16 protein-coding genes are annotated in these 18463 nt (G+C 61.0%); 1 reads left to right on the forward strand and 15 read right to left on the reverse strand.

Features of this window, described 5'->3' with window-relative positions; all coding sequences use genetic code 11:
• The first annotated feature begins 2 nt into the window (after positions 1 to 2).
• On the forward strand, positions 3 to 2933 hold the full coding sequence (locus tag P4L78_RS10160) for a DUF927 domain-containing protein (RefSeq protein WP_309327919.1): 2931 nt from the start codon (positions 3 to 5) through the stop codon (positions 2931 to 2933).
• Between the two features lie 4 nt (positions 2934 to 2937).
• On the opposite strand, the gene P4L78_RS10165 is transcribed toward P4L78_RS10160, so the two are convergent.
• From P4L78_RS10165 to P4L78_RS10235, 15 genes are all read right to left on the reverse strand, one after another.
• Positions 2938 to 3675, reverse strand: coding sequence for a hypothetical protein (locus P4L78_RS10165; RefSeq protein ID WP_309327920.1), 738 nt, complete (start codon positions 3673 to 3675; stop codon positions 2938 to 2940).
• A gap of 11 nt (positions 3676 to 3686) precedes the next feature.
• Positions 3687 to 5579, reverse strand: a complete 1893-nt coding sequence (locus P4L78_RS10170; RefSeq protein ID WP_309327922.1) for a hypothetical protein — start codon at positions 5577 to 5579, stop codon at positions 3687 to 3689.
• A gap of 21 nt (positions 5580 to 5600) precedes the next feature.
• Entirely contained in the window at positions 5601 to 8069 is a 2469-nt protein-coding gene (locus P4L78_RS10175; RefSeq protein ID WP_309327923.1) for a hypothetical protein, read from the reverse strand.
• 170 nt (positions 8070 to 8239) lie between these two features.
• Positions 8240 to 9466 (reverse strand): hypothetical protein, encoded by a 1227-nt coding sequence (locus tag P4L78_RS10180; RefSeq protein ID WP_309327924.1) that lies wholly within the window; start codon positions 9464 to 9466, stop codon positions 8240 to 8242.
• Between the two features lie 75 nt (positions 9467 to 9541).
• The gene (locus P4L78_RS10185; protein WP_309327925.1) at positions 9542 to 10078 is read right to left on the reverse strand and encodes a hypothetical protein; all 537 of its coding nucleotides are present in this window, start codon (positions 10076 to 10078) and stop codon (positions 9542 to 9544) included.
• Between the two features lie 11 nt (positions 10079 to 10089).
• A complete protein-coding gene (locus P4L78_RS10190; protein WP_309327926.1) occupies positions 10090 to 11226 on the reverse strand; it encodes a hypothetical protein in 1137 nt (378 codons plus the stop codon).
• On the reverse strand, positions 11213 to 11668 hold the full coding sequence (locus tag P4L78_RS10195; protein ID WP_309327928.1) for a hypothetical protein: 456 nt from the start codon (positions 11666 to 11668) through the stop codon (positions 11213 to 11215). Before P4L78_RS10195 ends, P4L78_RS10190 begins: the two co-directional genes overlap by 14 nt.
• Positions 11669 to 11680: 12 nt before the next feature.
• Entirely contained in the window at positions 11681 to 11959 is a 279-nt protein-coding gene (locus P4L78_RS10200; protein ID WP_309327929.1) for a hypothetical protein, read from the reverse strand.
• Positions 11956 to 12420, reverse strand: a complete 465-nt coding sequence (locus tag P4L78_RS10205; RefSeq protein WP_309327930.1) for a hypothetical protein — start codon at positions 12418 to 12420, stop codon at positions 11956 to 11958. The genes P4L78_RS10200 and P4L78_RS10205 overlap by 4 nt, the downstream gene beginning before the upstream one ends.
• Entirely contained in the window at positions 12417 to 12914 is a 498-nt protein-coding gene (locus P4L78_RS10210) for a lysozyme (RefSeq protein WP_309327931.1), read from the reverse strand. Before P4L78_RS10210 ends, P4L78_RS10205 begins: the two co-directional genes overlap by 4 nt.
• Positions 12915 to 13163: 249 nt before the next feature.
• Positions 13164 to 13472, reverse strand: a complete 309-nt coding sequence (locus P4L78_RS10215; RefSeq protein ID WP_309327932.1) for a hypothetical protein — start codon at positions 13470 to 13472, stop codon at positions 13164 to 13166.
• 1 nt (position 13473) lies between these two features.
• Positions 13474 to 14967, reverse strand: a complete 1494-nt coding sequence (locus P4L78_RS10220) for a hypothetical protein (RefSeq protein WP_309327933.1) — start codon at positions 14965 to 14967, stop codon at positions 13474 to 13476.
• 10 nt (positions 14968 to 14977) lie between these two features.
• Positions 14978 to 17098 carry a hypothetical protein gene (locus P4L78_RS10225; protein WP_309327934.1) on the reverse strand — a complete coding sequence of 707 codons (2121 nt, stop codon included), beginning with the start codon at positions 17096 to 17098 and terminating at the stop codon, positions 14978 to 14980.
• A 39-nt stretch (positions 17099 to 17137) separates the two neighbouring features.
• Positions 17138 to 17563 (reverse strand): hypothetical protein, encoded by a 426-nt coding sequence (locus P4L78_RS10230; RefSeq protein WP_309327936.1) that lies wholly within the window; start codon positions 17561 to 17563, stop codon positions 17138 to 17140.
• 80 nt (positions 17564 to 17643) lie between these two features.
• Positions 17644 to 18463 (reverse strand): hypothetical protein (locus tag P4L78_RS10235; RefSeq protein WP_309327938.1); only part of this gene is annotated, 820 nt, incomplete at its 5' end.

Below are 18463 nucleotides of genomic sequence, written 5' to 3' on the forward strand. Positions count from 1 at the left end.
TCATGACGCCGCAAGAGTTTTTGCAGCGCGTATGGCCTGTCTCGGGACCATACTGCTTAGCCACGCCATACACGCCGCCTGGAGCAACTCAGGCGACGTACTCGCATAAGTCGTTCACGGACATTGCATCAGCGGCGCGGTTCGCGGAGGCCCACAAAGGGCGTCAGGACATCTACTTCACCTGCCATGGACTGATCGAGGAGCGCGTCTGGAACTCCGCGAAGATCAATCGCAAGACCGGCGAGCCGGGCGCATGGGAGTACCGGACCCAGGGTAACATGCGGGCCTCGCGTATCTTCTATCTCGACCTCGACGTGGGCGAGAGCACCGCGAGTAATCCGAAGTACGGTGACCAGAACGAGGCGTTTCACGCACTGGTGAACTTCACCACATCCGCAGGATTGCCCAAGCCACTCGTCATCAGCAGCGGTGGGGGCCTCCATGTTTACTGGAGCCTGACCAACGAGATCGCTTCCAGCGACTGGCTCAAATACGCCATGTGGCTGCACCGCCTCGTCACGCACCATGGTCTGAAAGCCGACCGCTCGCGCACCACGGATATCTCCAGCGTCCTTCGTGTCGTCGGCACGATCAACTACAAGAGAGGTCTCAAGCGTCCTGTCGAGGTGCTTCACCCCGGCGATGGCGTGCTAGAGACCGAGGACTTCCTGAAGGCGCTAGAGCAGTCATTGGACGCAGCCGGCATCGAGAAAGTCATCGTCACAAAGCATCTCAGCACGCCTGTCGGCAACCTCGGCGGTATGTATTCCGGCCCGGTGCCGGACCTGGACGATCTACTCGACAGCTGCAAGCTGATGCAGCATATATACTCCCATGGTGGCGACTGGCCATACGAGACATGGCACAAGGCGCTTGCAGTCTTCCGCTGCCTTGAAAATGGGGATGAGGTGGCGCACGAGTGGTCAGAGCGCAACTACCCTGGTTACTCATACGATGAGGTCGAGCGTAAGCTGTCGGACCAGGAGGCACAGGGCGTCGGTCCCACGTCATGCGATGTTATGTGCTCAGTCGCACACGGGATGCTCCTCTGCGGCGGCTGCAAGCTGGAGGGCAGCGTCAAGGGGCCGATCAGTGCGGCGCTCCGGCCGAAGCAAGACCCACCCCCACGGCTCAATATCCCGATCCTGAACCACGCCGCTGACGACATCATACTGCTGCCGCCGCCCGAGCACTACATCCGATCAAACGGTAAGGTGTTCCTGGAAAAGGAGCGTGACGGCAAGGTTGAGCATCAGCTCGTCATCGAGTACGATCTGTACCCGAAATCCCACCAAGCCGACAGGGTGACTGGTGTTGATGAGCATGTGTGGTTTGCGAAGGGGCCGCGTGAGGAAGCTGAGTTTAAGGTGCCCAGTTTCGTCATCCAGGATCAGCGCGAGCTATCGAAGCTGCTCAGCAAAGCATCCATCTACCTCGACCCGGACGGCATCAGAGCGACACAGAAATACATGAGCGCATATCTCCGCCAACTCCAGAAATACGTTGACGCCGAGCGTCAGTACGGCCATTTCGGATGGTACGACGACTACAAGACGTTCGTCCTCGGCGATCAGAAGATCACTTCGGACGGTACTATCCGCACCATCCACTGCTCGCATAACGCGGAGACCGTGCGCGACGGCCTCGGCTTCGGCAAGGCAGGCACGCTGGAGGCGCAGGTAGCGCAGATGAAGCTGTTCGCGGACAGCAGCATGATCCCCCAGCAGTTCTACATCTGCGCCGGTCTGGCCTCGATCATCTTCCACATGACCGGCTTTGACGGAGGGATGCTCAGCGCGCACGGCGACAGCGGTGCCGGCAAATCCACCATGCAGTGGGTCATCTCGTCGTTCTTCGGCATTCCCAAGAAGGGACCGCTCAACGGCTCCCGCACCCATGGCGCGACGCAGCTGACGCGCTCCGAGATGATCCGCATCCTCCGCCACCTCCCAGTCGTCATCGACGAGGTAACCATGGAGGAAGACACGGAGATGAAGGACTTCGCGCTGAACAGCTCGCAGATCAAGGGACGCGAGCGCACGCAGCGGGACGGCACGATCAAGCTCACCTCGGACGCCAAGGAGACGATCCTCAAGTCCACGCTGGTGCTCACCTCCACGAACCGCTCGATCCATGCCATGCTGGCCGAGAACAACTCCACCAGCAACGCCGCGTCGATGCGCGTCATCGAGATCGACTTCCCCGAAATCCCGGACACCGTGAAGTCGAAGGGCGACGACATGCTCCGGGCGCTGAACAAGAATTACGGCCACATCGGCGAGGCGTTCATCGCCTACGTGATCCAGCATTATGCGGAGCTGGAGGAGTACGTGCAGGGCATGGTGAAGAAGCTCGACGCCGAGGTGAAATGCCGAGGGTCAGAGCGTATCTGGACGGCCGAAGGGGCCGCCATCCTGGTGACATGCGACCTGACCCACCGGCTGGGCCTCCTGCCTTTCAGCAAGCGCCTGATGAAGCAGTGGTTCGTCAACGTGCTAGTGCCCAAGATGCGCGGCATCGTCAAAGACGACTACATGACGCCACTGCAATTCATCACCAGCTTCCTGAAAGAGATCGACACCGAGACCATCGTCATCGGGCCGAACGGGGCCAGTATGTTCCCGACATATACCCCGCGCGGCGAGGTATCCGCGCGCCTGGAGCGCGGCAATCCGTCCATCCTCTATATCACCATGGATCGCCTCAGGCGCTATGCGACCAAGCGTGGCGTGCCCTATAAGGCGTTCCTCCAGGCGGTGAGGGACATGCGGATCATCACGCAGACGAACGTGCGCAAGTCCCTATCGGGCGGCACGGAAATGATCGGCTCCAGGCCCTACTGCTTCGTCGTCGATATGACCCACCCAGATACGCGCGAGGAGGAGAACAAGTTGGTCACCTCCGTCGCCAAGCACCTGAAGATTGTCAAGTAGGGGCTTAGCGCCCCTGCGGCATCCCGCCTGCGGCCGGGACCGGCGCACCGCCAGGACCGGGAGGTGGGTTCCCCTGCTGCGCCATCTTGTGCGCGCCGATAGCGTTCAGCACGTCGATCAGATTGCGCCCAACGTGATCGGCCGCGCCCTGGTTCAGAACCGCCTCGCCGGGCGCGAGCATGGCCGGCACGGTGTCCTTGTTCGGCTTACCCTTGCCGGGCACTTTGGCCGTGCCTTTGGCGTATTTGCTGACCGCCCCGGTGCCAATCGAGGTGACGCCCTGGGACTGGCTCGGGTACGACCCGTTATCCATCACCGACCTCGGCGTGCCGACCGGAGTGGTCGTGACACCATCGCTGGAGCCGTTGTCGCCGCCCAGGCGCTGCTGGCCCGCTGTGAAGCCCGGACGCATCGACTGAGCGATCCAGTAATTGTCCTCGTTGCCGGGTCCGAGACCGTGGAGAGTTTGCTGGGTGTTGGCCCCCAAGAGACCCGCCTGGGCCTGCTCGGCAGCTCCCATGCCCTGATAGTAGCCGCTCAGGGCGTTGCGGAAACCGGGCAGCGTCTGCGCCTCGGCCCCGTAATACGCCCCCTGCGCCCCCATGAGGCCCGCCTGCGCCGGAATTTCGGTCTTCACCCGCGCTGCCGCCAGACTGGCGTTCGCCGCAGCGTTGGTCTTGGCTGCGTCCGCCTGCTGCTGGAGGATGGAATATTTGGTTTCGAGTGCCCCGCTGATATCCATTGTGCGCCTCCTCAGACTGCTGCGCTGGTGCTGGAGCTAACACTGTTGATGCCAGAGTAGCTATTGCTAACCCCATAAGAGATGCCTGCCGACAGAGACGACGACCAAGCATTCGACTGCGAGAAGTGGACCGCGCCGAGCGCCGCAGCGCCGAGCTGGGCCGCCACTTGCGCGCCACCCTTGGCCGCTTCGACCGCGATGTTCTTGGTCGAGATGAACAGGTCACCATTGGCCTTGGCCGCCTGGACGCCCACCTCGGCGATCTTCTCGGAGATATCCATGGTGGCTTGCCACTGCTTTGTCAACACGTCGTTATACGACGCGATGGCCGTCATCTCGGAGCGGTACACGTCCGCCGCTGCCGAGTTGTATTCGGACGCCGCGCGGGCCTGCTCCGCCATGCCGGTGACAGCAGCGCGGTAACCCTCCAGCTGGGTGGAATAAGCGGACACCTGCGCCTTGAACCCCTCGATCAGCGCCGTGGCCTCGGACGCGCCGGCATTGACCTCGGCGGCGTAAGCCTCCACGGCCGTCTTGTAAGTGTTCTGGACGACGCCCTGGGCGTCGATCTGGGCCTTGTACGCCTCGACCTCGGAGCTGAAGGCGTTGACCTTGGCGACGAAGGCCCTGATCTCCTCCCCGTAGGCTTCCACGATGATCTTCTGGAGGTTGGCCTGGGTCTCGATGGCCCCCAGCTCGGCCTTGTAGATGTCCACGAACAGGCTCTGCGCCCTGATCTGGCTCTCGTATTGCTGGATCAGCGCCGTATCCATATCGACCTTTAGGCGCTCGCCGTCCAGCTCAGCCTTGTAGATGTCCACCTGGGTCTGCGCGCCGCGCATCAGCGTATCGAAGATCGTCGCCTGGGTGCGGTAACCCTCCAACGACGCCTTGTACGCCTCGACGTTGGCGTTGTAGATTTCGATGGCGGCCTGCGCCGTGAACTTGGTGCTCTCGAACGCGCGCTGGGCCTGCTCGTTGGCATAGTCCAGCTGCTTGCCCTCAAGCATCACAGCCTGCTCACGCGCCTTCGTCAGGTTCTCCAGCTGAAGCTCGGCCTGCTTCGTCATGATGTCGCGTGAGATGCCGGCGATGGTGTTGTTCGTCTCGGTCTGGACCTTGAGCCGGCTGTCGAGATAGACGCCGGGCGGGAAGGCGTAACCCAGGCTCTCCATGCGGTCCAGCTCGGCGAGGGCATCCGCCTGCTGGCGATACTCCCGCTCGCGGCCGGCGTCCCACAGGCCGTCCTGGACCTGCTGGTTCAGCGTCAGATACGAGCCATCCGCGACCGCCGAATTGAGGTCGTTGATGAGCGAACTGAGGAGCAAGGACGCGTAGGTCGCGCCTTCCTCGTAGGGGATGATGTTGGGCGCGACGGCGGTCAGCGACGGCACGTTCACACTGAGCGTCGGCAGGGTCACCCCGTTGAAGGGCTTCACGCTGATCGAGAGCAGCGACGGCGCGGCCGGCAGGTTCAGGTCCAGCGTCGGCATGGTGAAATTCAGATCGACCGCAGGCGCGGCCGGCGCGGTGCCGTAATCGACCACGGGCATGGTGCCGAACACGAGGCTGGGCGGCGTCCCGGTAAACGGCCCAGGCAACAGGCCCGCCACATCGGGCGGCTTGACGCCGAACGCGGACGGCTGCGCAGGAACACTCCAGGAGACCGCTTGGAGCGTCGGCATGTTGGCGGTGACCGGGGCGGGCGGCGTGGTGATCTCCGGGAAATCAGGACTGATGCTCGGCGCGGAAAACCAGCCAGCCCCTATGAGGCTGCCCATGTACGCCTCAGCCAAACTCACCATCTGCGTGCTGACACTCTGCACGGTGCTGAGGTTCAGCACTGACGGCGGAGGAGTGGCGTTGTCAGCATACGGGATCGGATTGGCGATCGGGTTAGGCATGTGTGACGTTCCTTAACCGACTTACGTTGGAAGGTTTACTGTAGCACCCAATCCGTAGGCTTTGAAGCCGGCTGGCGGGGCATATTTCGTGGTTCCTGCGAGCAGGAAGGCGAACTTCAGCTCTCCGATGCGATACCCCACAGCGGGGAAATATTTCGGCTGTCCGGTCGCATAATCGTATGGCCCTGATGGAGTTGTCACTGGGGTTGCGGATTTGCTGCCGCCATCCATGATCGCCACCCACGATGTGCCTGCGGACGGACCATCCTGCGACCCCAGAGGCCCGTCCTTTCCATACCACTGGTTATTCTTGCCGAACCAGACGTACCCTGTGTCGGCGTCGGCCGCGACCATAATGACATCGCCCTGCTGAAGCGCACCGAGATCGACCCCGCTATACTGCGCGAACTGGCCGCTCGCCTGAACCGGCGCACCCGACCCATCACCGACCGGGGCGGCCCCTGCGAGCTGGGTCTGCGTCAGGGTCCACGCATCGAACCGACCAATGAAGATCGGCGCATGAGCACCATCTTTGAACAGGTCGAGCACCGCCTTCTCGGGGTTGTTGAGCGCGTCTACTAGAGATTGGTTCTGCACGTTCATCGTCGGCCAGTAGTCCCCGTAGTAGAAGGTCCAGGGGATACTGAAGCTGAGTGGTTGATGGTACCGTAAGACAGCATCAGGGAACATATATGGGGCAAACAGACTGTCCGGGTTTGTGACCGTGGTCTCGTTTCGTATCGTCCCGTCAGGACGCAGGTTGATGGTGGTCACCGTTTGATTGAACTGTATTAAGTACGTCACCAGGAAGTCAGCACACGAGCTGCTGTCCATCTTCGCCGCCATCTCCCCCACGGACACCCCTGACCAGCTATAGCCGTCCGCCTGAGGGTATGCTCCCCATTTACCCCCGACACCATATGGTGCTGACGCGGCGGTGGTCACGAGGTTGGTCTGTGTGTCGATCCCGAAGCCATATGTTTGTGTGTATGACGTGATAATATTCGGTGCCTGTGTCCCACCAGCGGAGCCAACACTTGATGGTGCCCCCTTCGGCAGATCAGCGGAGAAGATCGTGGACGTGTATGTCAGCGCGTTAGGTAGATACGACACGTATGAGGTCTGTGCGTTGCCCTCGAACACGGCGATACCGTTTCGTTGGGGGTAGATATTCCCGACGTTGTACGTTTGTGTATTCGCCTCGGATACAACTGGTCGTGGACGTAGAGGGTTCGGTGTAAAGTAGTCACTATCCCAGACAGACAAGCTGTATTGCGGATCGCCTGTGATGATGCTCACGCTCTCAATAGCTGGGAAAGGCACCGCAAGGATACCTGTCCACGCCTTAGCCTTGGCGTACCATCCAGCGACATCGGTGGCATCTCCGAAGAAACCATATGCGGCGTTCTTCCAGTCTATCCCGTTTATTTTCGTGTCTCCAGTAGAGTAATATCCACCGCTCGTAGGCATGGTGAACGGCCCTACATCGTAGACACCTGTGATCCAGCACGGGGATGCGACTGTGGTTGTCCCTCGCGAGAATGGAAGGATGTAGATAGATCTCGCTAGTTTGCCGGTCGGAGTAGATTTGGACAAGGGCATGTCTAGCCCCACAGGTGTGCAGTAATCGTTATATAGCCTCAGGGGTCCAGTCGCAGGGTCGTTCTGCATATCATCAGGTAGGTAGTACGCCGGAACGACCCCGATGGACGGTGTGCCCCAGGTCGTGACATCGGACCTGTACGATATCGAGTATGCCCCGGCCCCACCGGAGACGAAACAGTATGGAATGTCGGGTGGGTAGGGTGTACTCGGACTATCCCCCGCGCCTTGAAAAACGTCGGCTAGTGTATATGCGCCCGGTGTGGCGCTGGATGGGAGAGATACTATCTCTATCTCCCAATACTGCTTTCCGGTGAGCGGCGCGCTCAACACCGCCGACCCCCCGACACCAAGACAATAAAGCGCCTTGACGACCTTAGTTGGATTGGAGGGATCAGGTGAGTTAGGTATGTCCACAGTGTACTTCCTGCGGATGTAATCATACGCACCCGTGTAGACCCGCCACGAGAAAGGATAGTTCGATATGAACGTCGGCAGGTCGTTAGGCGTCTTGACCGCTGAGGCGCTCGTATATGCGTTCGTGTTCGGGTCAAATTGCGACGTAGGCCCAGGGGCGCTCGGGGTTGGGCAGAAGTCGAAGGAGTATGCCGGAGCGTTCGGCTGGAGCGCCTGAGGGACAGTTGATGACGCCGTTCCCATCCCAGGAATGGGGAACCCGGTGAACGGGATGTCAACGGTGAATTTCAGCGGCGGCGACCATGGATTTGACCGGCTGCCCGGACCACCGACCGTTACACCGATGCGCAGCTGCTCGATACCACTGTTATATGTCCACTCAGCCATCAGTCCCGGAAGCGACATGACCCGGCGTGACCACCCCAGGTTACCCAGATCACGTATCCGACGTACCTGATTGAGGAACTGCATGATCGAGTTCGCGTGCTGATCGACAACCGCTCTAGCCAGATCATCTGCGCCGGCTACAGGCTGACCATCCGTCGTCATCACATGCAGGGAGACCGCGCAGGGGGGATTGAAGACGTTCGGAAACGGCTCCGTACCCTGGATGCTCGGATTGTGTATCCCTGGGAAGATCATCAGCCGACCCGACGCTGTGAGAACAGCGGTACGAAGACAATGCTCTCCAGGTCGTAATCAGCTGCGACAGTCTGGAGCGCCCATCCGAAGTAGCGCGACCTCAATCCCTTGCCGAAGTTGACGCGCGTGGAGTGCATGTTCTCCGGCTGCACCGTATAGACGAACTCATTACCGCGCCCGTCCACCAGCTTGAGGAACATCTGCTCGTCTGTGGTCACCCGCATCCCGAGGTACGCCGCCTTGAACGCAGTGTAGCGCGATCCATTGAGCTGGAACAGCCCGGACGCGATGTAGGTGGGGATGCTCGCCCCATCATCATCCACACCGTCCAGCTCGTATAGGCCATCGCCATTCGCGCCGATGTACTTCCGGCCGACCTTGGCGAAGGAGTTAAACGCCCAATTCTGGTACTCCGTAACCGCGTTCGTGCGTGTGTTGATCGCCCAGGTGGTGAACTCGCCGCTCGGGGAGACATACCCTGCCGTGATGACCACGCCATCGAGCAGCGCATCTCCGCGATAGATCATCCTCAGAAGTTGCGCGTCGCTGAGGTTCGTGGTGTCGGCGAGCGTCACCGACATCAAGAGCGAGTGGCCCAGGGCCTCCCCGATGATCGCGTGCTCCTGCGTGGTCGAGATCGCCTGATAGGTCACCAGCGGAACGCCGGTTACCCGCAGCGTCTCCGCCATTGCGCCGCCGAGCATCCGGCCGAGAGCCGATGAGATCGACACCAGATCGGCGAATGTCAGGCCATATTTCGCGAGCACGGCGATAGAGCTGCCGATCCTCAGCCGCTCCAGGATCGTCGCGCCGAAGGTCACGATGATATGCGCCGCGACCTGAACGGCGTCCACGACCGTCACCGGCCTACCCACCTGCCACGCGCTCGCGATACGCACCGCGTCGGCATAGCGGAGACCGTAGATTGTGATCTCAATATCTGTCGCGGTGACCCTGATGCGGTCGGACACTACGCTGAATCGCTGGTGGACCGGCGCATCCGTCTCGGATACCGTAAGCCCTTGCAACAGCGTGATGGGGAAGGTCACCACCAGCGTCCCGGTAAGCACGATATTGTCTGTGCTCACGGGTCGAAATTTCATAGCGACGCCCTGGCTGTCATGCAGCAAAGGGCTGTCTGTGTTCGTGGTTGAGAAGATCGCCTTGGGGGACGAGCTGACGCCGACCGTCATGCCTTGCGTCATCGTTTCAGGATAGCTCGCCATAACCGCACCCCCATACAAATCAGCCCGCAGCGTGGTTCAATCGCTGCGGGCCTATCACACGATCAGCGTAGGAGATTACGCCGAGGCCGCGCTGAACGTATAGGTCAGCAGGAGTTGGTCGCCGCTCACCACCGACTTCGAGCTGGAGAAGCGCGCCGCCGAGAACAGCGTGCCCGTGGTGCCGCTGATCGTTGAGCTGGAGGCCAGGAACGCGCCGTAGATCGTCACGGTCGCATTGAAGGTGAAGGTCGCCTGCGACGCCGAGTTGGTGATCGACTGGCTCGCGGGCGCTGCCGGCACGAACTGCGGGCGCGTGGCCGACGTGTAGGCGTTCGTCTCGGTCGAGTTGGCGGCGATGACCGCAGCGGCATCGGTGGCGACCGGCGTGTAGTTGCCAGTGAACAGCCCTAGATACCAGCTGGCGATCTGCGTCGCGCCGCCGAGCATGACGCCGAGGAGGGCATTCAGACCCTCATTGACGACAAGATTGTCATCCTCGAAATCGTCGATGACCTCTCCGGCCCGGATGATCTGGCCATGATACCGGCCGAATGCAAGCAACTTGTGGTCGGGCACAAGCAGGCCACGACCGTTATCCTTGAACTGTTCCATGATCTGCTCCATCAGACTATCGTTGCGGCAACACTGTCGCCGATCACCACACCATCCGTCGCCACTGACCAACCTCCGGCCCGGATAATTGTCGCATCGAGGTAGTCGCCGATCCGGGCGCTCGTTGCGGGGTCTCCTTCGCTGTCGGTCACAGCGACATACTGGTTGATGCCGTCCTGCCGCCTCCAGAGAGCCGATGCACGCGCAGCATCAGGAAAGATAAACTTGTCCTCGGTAAGGTTATATGCCTGACCGCCGTCTTGTGCAACACAGAAGCCGTTGGTCGTCAGGAACGCCAGCGAGATTTTGACTTCCGTGTCCGCGTTCAGCCCGACCTGGGGCGGGTTCGCCAGCTCCGCAGGGATGTCCACCATCGAGCCGGGGATCACGGCGCTGTCCATCACCGGGACGCGCTTCAGCTCGCCGATGGTCGGACCCGTGAGGAACCAGAGACCCTGGTCGGTCCCAACATAAATCCCGTCGGTCACGGTGCCGACCACCGTGATCTCGCCCTCGAACTGGAAGAATGTCCGCGTGGCGTCCACGACATCGTAGAGGAACAGCTCGGTGGCCCAGAGCACGTTACCTGCACCCATGTAGATGCGGCCGTTCCAGTAGGTCATGCAGGTCGCCTTGGGCGGGTTCCGAAGCAATTTGCCTCGGATCGGTGCCAAGGTCGCGGTGGGGGTGACGACCGGCGACAGCCAGTAACCACTGCCGTCGAGCGTCCCCCAAGGCAAAGCAACGCCGTTGACGATCTTCCCATTGTCCTGGGGCGAGGAATAATACAGCGTGTCGCCGACCTGGACCCAGCTCAGCGGCGTCTCGCCGGCAGTCGGGTCCGAGCTGAGGCCGGTCTTCAACACCTGCGTCGTGTAGCCGGGATTGATGATGACCAGATTGCCGTTCATCACGCCATACACGGTGCCATCCTCGGCGGCGAACAGGCTGTGGAAGCGGCCGGAGAGCTTCTTGGTGTAGCCTCGACGGCGGCGTATCTGGCCCTGGTCGTCCACCTCGATGTTCACGGCAGACTGCAATTCGTCATTCGTCAGGCGCTCGGCCGTGACGGTGTTCTTCAGCCCGCTGAACTTGCCGAATGTCACATCCGGGTTCGGGTCTTGCGGGTTCTGGTCAGACTGCGCCATTCGCCTGATCCTCGACAAATTTTGAGAGCTTGGGGCATCCGACGCACGCCTGACGCTGCCAGTCAAGTATCCGCCGCAACGAGAGTACCTCTTTGCGCAGCTCCACGACCTCCTGCATCAAGTCCTCGACGCGCGCGTCATAGCCATCCATGAGTTTTGTGAACCGTTCGGTCCATGCCTGGGTCTGCGCGGCGTTCTCGGTATGGACCAGGGACTGCTCTTGCTGCCGGCGTTCGACAGATTTGTCGTCCCACTCTTTGCGCATCTTCTGCTTTTCGAAAGCGAACTGCTTCTCGGCCAGTCTGCGCTCTTGCCTGTTCTTGGCGAGGGCCGCGTGCCACGTCAGGACGGCGGCGAGTATCGGAGCGAGTGTAAGCACCCAGTGCGGGATACCCTCGGCTTCGTTTACCAGCCATGCAATCGGTGCCGAGAGGTCCATCATTCCGATCCAGTGTCACTCTTCACGTTGGATCATGTCTCGCACAATTCCGAGCTTTTGGCGACAGTCCGCCCCGGCTTTTTTGAGGTTGACGATGAAGACGGCAGCCTGCCTCACCGTGAGCACCTTATCGTGGCTCGGCTCGCGCAGGCAGCTCAAGGACGACGCTGGAACGATATCCCTCAAATAGGGGCGCTGGACTACCGCAGGAGCCGTCATGACCACCTGCGGCGGCGCTGTAGCGCAGCCAGATAGCATCCCCAAGGCGATGAGCGTGAGCAGAATGAATTTCATTTCGGGGCGCTCCCAATCGCCTGGAGGATCAGTTCCGGCGCACCTAGGTCCGCATCGCCCTGCGCGCCGGCAATCTCATCGAGAGCCTGCTGATAGGCCAGATCATCCTGGGCCTTCTCCTGCGCCTGTTTGTCCAGCGCGGCCCGCAAGTTCGCCGCATCGGCCTTGGCCTGCGCCGACGCCTCGGTCACGGCGTCTGCCTCGGCCTTCAGGTTCGCTGCATTGATCTGCGCCAGGGTCGCGGTATTCTGGGCCACCATGGCGTCATACCGGCCCTTCCAGCTGGTCTCGGCCGACTGGTAACCAGCGGCGTAAATCTGCGAGGTGACCGCCGCCACCGCGAGCGCCGCGATGACGTAATGCTTCAGTGGAGACGGCACATAGATCAGCGCCGCGACGCCGGCCGCGATGCACAGTACCGGAACGATCCAGCTGTAATGGCCGATCAGCAGCGCGATCATCGGTTCTCTCCAAGGCACATGCGCCGCTCAGCATGGCGTCGCCGAACCAGACCGGGGAAGACAATCCCCATCGCCCGGTCGAATTTCAGGAAGTCATTGCACGCTTGGGTGTAGCGCCCGGCGTTCATGTCTCGCGCGACCGAAGAGCGACACACACCGCCGCCGCCGATATTGTAGGCGAGCGACAGCAGCGCGACATCCTGGCCTACGGTGGTCGGAACAAGGATGCAGCGGTCCAGAAACTCGGCTTCTTTCGTGAGGTCTTTCCGTAGCAGCTCTTTGCATTCGGTAAGGCTCTCGTGGACGCCGCGACGCACTTCCGGGCCAGTGTGCCCATAGCAGACCGTCCACGGCGGCCCACGACTGGCCGGATCAGGATAAGCAGTCTGGCGCAGCCCCTCAAAGCCGCCCACAAGAGCCGTCGCCAGGACAGCGACCGCGCTTCCCTTGGCGAGTTTGCTCTTGATGGTTTGACGAGGTTGTTCATCCGTCACTCGTCAACTCCTGGTTGCTTGGTCACCCTGGCCCCGACAATCGCCATGGACATGACAATTGACACCCCTGCGAAAGCCGGCGCAGGGAGAAGCGACTGGAACGCAGGCCATGCGCTGTATGCCCCCGCAACCGCACCCCAAAAGAGCGCGATGCGTATCGTCCACAGCCGTCTGATCTTGAACTTCCAGTCCTCGATAAAGTGCTGGTCACACCAGCTGAAGCACTTGTCCAGGTTCATGCGCGACCCCTCACGCGATTGTCAAATTCGACGCGTTGGCCTTGATCTGGAAACGTCCATCCAACGCGGCTATCAACGAACCATAGCCGTAGATCGTATAGTCCACAACCCCCGGGGCTGCGTTGCTACTATCCCAGGTGCCCGACCATGTGTTGGTCACGCTGCTGTATGTCAGCGCCACGACATCCGTGGATGTGCCGCCCGAACGGTTCAGATACGTGCAGACGACCTCCGCGCTGGTCGGCTGCGTCGTGGACCCATTCTGGGCGACAAATGCGCCCGTGAAGACCACCTCATTCTTGCGAATAACGACATCCATTTTACTGCTCCACGGTAAAATTGGGCGTGCCCGCCGCCGCCACAACCATAGTCACGAGACCCTTCATGGCCCACTCACCCTCGGCCGACCCAGCACTGCCCACGGATATCTGCACGCCTCCCGCAGATGTGATGGTAACTGTCACCTCGCCGGGGATGCCGGAATCCTTCACCCCCTCGGCCGCGATCCTGAAGATGCCGGTCTCTGCGGACAGCACCCTCGAAAGGACACCTCGGCGCAGCATCACGTTGACCGGCGCGATGTAGAATGCCCCCGTCGCGGCTGCCAGCGTCGCGGACTTGCCCCCGCTGGCCGCATATCCTGTGACCACAAATGCGCCTGGAGCCGCGAACAGGTATTTGTTGACCTGGATCGTCGAGGGCCGCCCGGACGCCACCACGAAGGTCCCAGGCGCAGCCGAGAGGATATGATCGTGGTTCGATCCGGCCACATATCCGGTTTCGGTGAACACGCCGGTCGCCCCGACCAGTTTGTGGTCCTCGCGCAGCGCCGCGCCCACCCCGGCAACCGCGAACGCGCCGGTTCCGGTCACCAAGATGCGCGACCGCGCGAGCTGGGCGGTGTTACCCGAGACCTCGAAATTCCCGGCCGATCCAGGATGCGAGAAGTTGGAATAGACGCTCCCCGAGGATGCGCTACCCGTGACCACGAACGCGCCGGTCGTCGGCGAGAAGACATACGACTGCCTGACCTGGATGGTGTTACCTGACACCGCGAAAGCACCGCGACCAGCTACCAGTGGGCGCACATAGGATGGCACTGGCAAGGGTACCACCTCGAACATCCCTGTGCCAAGGCTCAAGGAGAACGTCTGCGCAACGGTTGCCGGCTCACCAGTCAGTGTGAAGACACCCGGAGTGGCCCACAGAACATACTTAAGCTGTTCTCCTCGGGACGCATAGCCGGTGACGAGATACGTCGCCGTAAGCTCGTACTCCATGATGCCGGCGAAGAACGTCGCGGAATTGCCTGTAAGGCTGAAGTTCCCTGTTGCAGCTGAGAGGATGTTGGTCAGCCCCGCAGGGCTGCTACTTACCGAGAAGACGCCGGTCGAGACACTGAGCAGGTATCCACCATATAGCGTCGCTGCGGAACCGACGAGGTTGAATGCTCCTGTACCGGCCTGAAGCGTCCAGAATTGCGTGGTGACGAGATTGGCGTTATTGCCACTTACCGTGAACGCGCCTGAGGCGGCACTCAGTAGAGAGCCGTTCAGAACGGCGTTATAGCTGGCTACGTTGAACGCGCCGGTGCCGGCCTGAAGCCGGAGATATTGAACATACGTGAGGTTGGCGGCAACACCCGTCAGTGCGAAGCTACCCGGCGTCACGTTGAGCAGGTAGCCATTTATTGTGGCCGGCTGGCCAGTGACGTTGAACGTGCCTGTAGCAGCCCCAAGGATGTACTTGACCGGGCCGTTCAAGTCCTCAGGATACGCGAGGGTAAACCTGCCGAGGGGAGATTGGAGAAGCATCTACCTCTCCTTACGGCGACAGGTAATTGATGACATACGCGGTCGTTGAGCCGGATTGACCAGAGCCTTGCATGAGAACCCCAACCGCGACCGGGGTGCCGATGTACGCAGATCGGCTCTCAGTGTAGACAATGGACATGGCGTCAGGGGCGTCCCCCATGAGGAATACGAAGTTCGTGCCGTCATCCTTGATCCCAAGGTACTTCGGAGGCCACGCCGTGCCCCTGCTGTAGGGGGTGGAGACCCAGCTCGTGGAGGATGACGTGTACGATATGTGCATCATAAGCAAGGTCAGATTACTTATATTCCACCACACGGACTTGCCAGACGCATCTCGGATATATAGTGCAAGAGACTCGCTATAATTGGTCGTCGGGAACTGAACACCGACGATGAACGTAACTGGTGTGGCGGGGTACGACGATAGATCGACCCGATCTAACATCATGCTAGATGTGCCGGGCATCGTCACGACAACGCCGCTCGCGCCTTGCGTGATCGCGATGCTGCCGGCATTGGCTCCGTTTTTCTCCGCAGCGGTCGAGGTCGATTGGAACTGCGATGTGCTCGGAACGGGGGCCGCGCTAGGAGTCGCATTAACCCACTTGCTGGTGGACGAGTTGTATGTCAGAACCTGCCCATTGGTCGGTGAGCTGAGGGCGACATCAGACGCGCCGGACAGCGCGTAGGCGCTCCCTACGGTCGCTGCGATCCACTTGCCGGTCGAGTTGCTCCACTTGAGATAGTAGCCGTCGATCCCCGACCCCTCGGCGACGTTCACATCTGTCAGATTAGCTAGTGTCCGCGCCGGGATATTCGCTAGGTCTGGATAGTTTCCGGTCAGCGCGACCTTAGCAAGCACAACCTCAGTTCGAACAGCGCCACCGCCTGTATATCCGTTGACCGCAACATCGGAAGCTGTGCCGACCAGCGTGTCCGCGCCGCTGTAGGTCGATCCTGTACTCGCGCTCAGGGTCGTATTCTCCCAAGCACCTGCGGACGAGTTCCAGACCAATGACTGGCCGTTCGTCGGCGACGAGATCGCAACATCCGCAAGGTCCGTCGCAAGTTTCAGCGGCACACCGACGATCTGCAAGTTCAGCAACGTCCAATAGGAAGCTAGCAAGGACATTGCGCCCTGTGGCTGCACCCATGTCGGCGAGCTGAGCACCCAGAGCGGACGGCCCCCAGCGGGGTAGGAATTGAGCAGCGTGGACCAGTTGAACGGAGTCGTGAGCACGGGGCCGATCGTACACCCGATGGACAGGAACAGACTGTTGCCGATGTTCTGGGTCGGTGCGGCTGTCGAACTGATAGCCCAGGTCGACGTTTCGGAATACTGGCCCCCGGAGTGGGTCGCAACGGCCTGAGAGGCGACTGAATAAGTCCCCGACATCACGTTAATCGACCCGACGCCCGAGACCTCGAACGCGGCAATCGTCATGCCGTTCCCAGCACCTGACCCAATCGTTGCGGTGAGCGTCTGATCCGCCGATCCGACAGATACTTTCGAGACGACCACCGCCCCGACGCTACCAGCATAAGCCGAGATCGAGCCAACAGTCGTGAAGCCAGACGGCATGTTGATCGCATCATTGAGCGGCGTGTACACGATGAGGAGCGTATTCCCCGCCGTAGGCGGCGCAGGGAACGTAAGCGTCCAGCTGGTTGACGGATAGCCGGAGGTCGAAATCTGTTGAACGATCTGTGGGCGCGTGCCGAGATATTTCGCTCCAATAGCCCCCGGAACCCACTTACCAAGCGCCGTGCTCCAGACAGCGGCCATACCGTCCTGGAGTTCGCCGACCTGGAAATCGGAGAGCTGTGTCGAAGCCAAGTCTTCAGCAGCGAGCGTTAGCAGCACCTGCGCCGATCCAGAGAGGTTCAGCACGGCATTGGTCGTGCTGAGGTACATGCCCCGCGTCAGCGTGTTGGCCGACGCGGAATATGTCCCGGTGCCCAGCTCGGTGTTCGCACCGTCGATGATGACGTAGCGCAGCGTGTCCCCATCCACCGCGCCTGCCAGGGCGGGTGTCAGGTGACCAGCGACAGCCGTCCCCAAGGTCATCGTGCCGGTGCCTGTGGTGGCTGTGTTCACGCGAACAAGATCGAGCAGATGTGTGGCCACCATAACCTCCAGCAGAAAGACCGTTCAGCGCCAGCGGCGACCTCAGGTGATGGTCAGAACACCGTTGGTCGCATCGAACGACACCTGGAACTGCTCGCCCGAGTTGAGCGTGATCGAGGAGCCGTAATCGTACCAGCCGATCAGGTTCTTGCTGGTGGCTGTGTTGTTGTAGATGACCGCGTAGCGGAACGGCCCCATGCCGGTGCCGGAAGCCGTCCAGGTCGCCGGGTTGGCCAGGATCAGCTTGAAGACCCCGGCTGTCTGGGCGGCGCTGGTGACGGCCGCTGCGTTGCCGCCTGCGGTGTAACCATTGCCCGCCGAAATCTCGGTGATGTTCGCCCACACCGTATTCGTCGCCACCGGCGCGGTGTTGGACAGGCCCACATTGATCGTGTTGGTGCCGAAATTGTGGACCCCATCCGCGAGGTCTTGCACGAACTGGTTGAATTTGTTGAACGAGGCTGACATACGATTGCTCCTGTTTTTCAAGGCCCAGATGCAGAACGGAGCAACCGCCTGTCGCTGAGCAACCACACACTACTAGAGGATCAGAAGGAAGTCACCACGCCACCGATCTTCTGGCGCATCATTCCGAAGCCTAGAGGCCGGTCAGTGGCCGCCGCATAATATGAGTTCATCTGATCCCGCGCCAGCATCTCCGGGAGCGTGGACATCATGCGGTATCGTTGCGGGTCGTCTGCAACGTACTGCTGCATCCCGGACAGCGCCGATTGAAACCCCGACATATCCTGGTTGTTTGCAGCAAGTTCTGCTCGCTGCTTGAGGAAGCCACCACGCTCCGCCTGAGCCTCTTTCATGGCGTCACCGATCCGCTTCTTCGTCTCGTAGTCCGAGAAATCGGTCGGGTCCAGGCCCACCGCCCGCATCAGAATATCTGACGCGCCGGCAGTCAGCGGGAGACGCCGACCATGGCTGTCCTCATACCCAAACTGCGACAGCCGGTACGCACCGAACAGGTCCCGCATCCCATGCGGCAGCATCTTAGCGAAGCCCTGCATGGGCAGGCCATAGGCTATGTCCCGCGACCCTTCCAGCATATCGATCGCCGCGCCAAACGTGCCCCCCATCATGCCACTCGCCCAGTCGGGGATGCTCTCCTCCAACTTGCGCCGATCAGAGAGCAGCCGCGAGAATGGTAGCAAATCGCCCTCGCCCAAGTCGGACAGGTCGATGCCGGCCATGTTCGGCAAGCCCTTGGACATCGCACGACCGAAGTCCTTGCTGCCCAGCATCGACGCCATGAACGACCGAAAGGATGCTTCCACATCGTAATCGTCACGGCCAGTCAGGAAATTCGCCAGCGAGCTGGTCGCCCCGGCGAGCGCCCCGGCGAACGGCAGGCCCATC

The organism is Silvimonas sp., from assembly GCF_031291215.1.
Taxonomy (GTDB): domain Bacteria; phylum Pseudomonadota; class Gammaproteobacteria; order Burkholderiales; family Chitinibacteraceae; genus Silvimonas; species Silvimonas soli.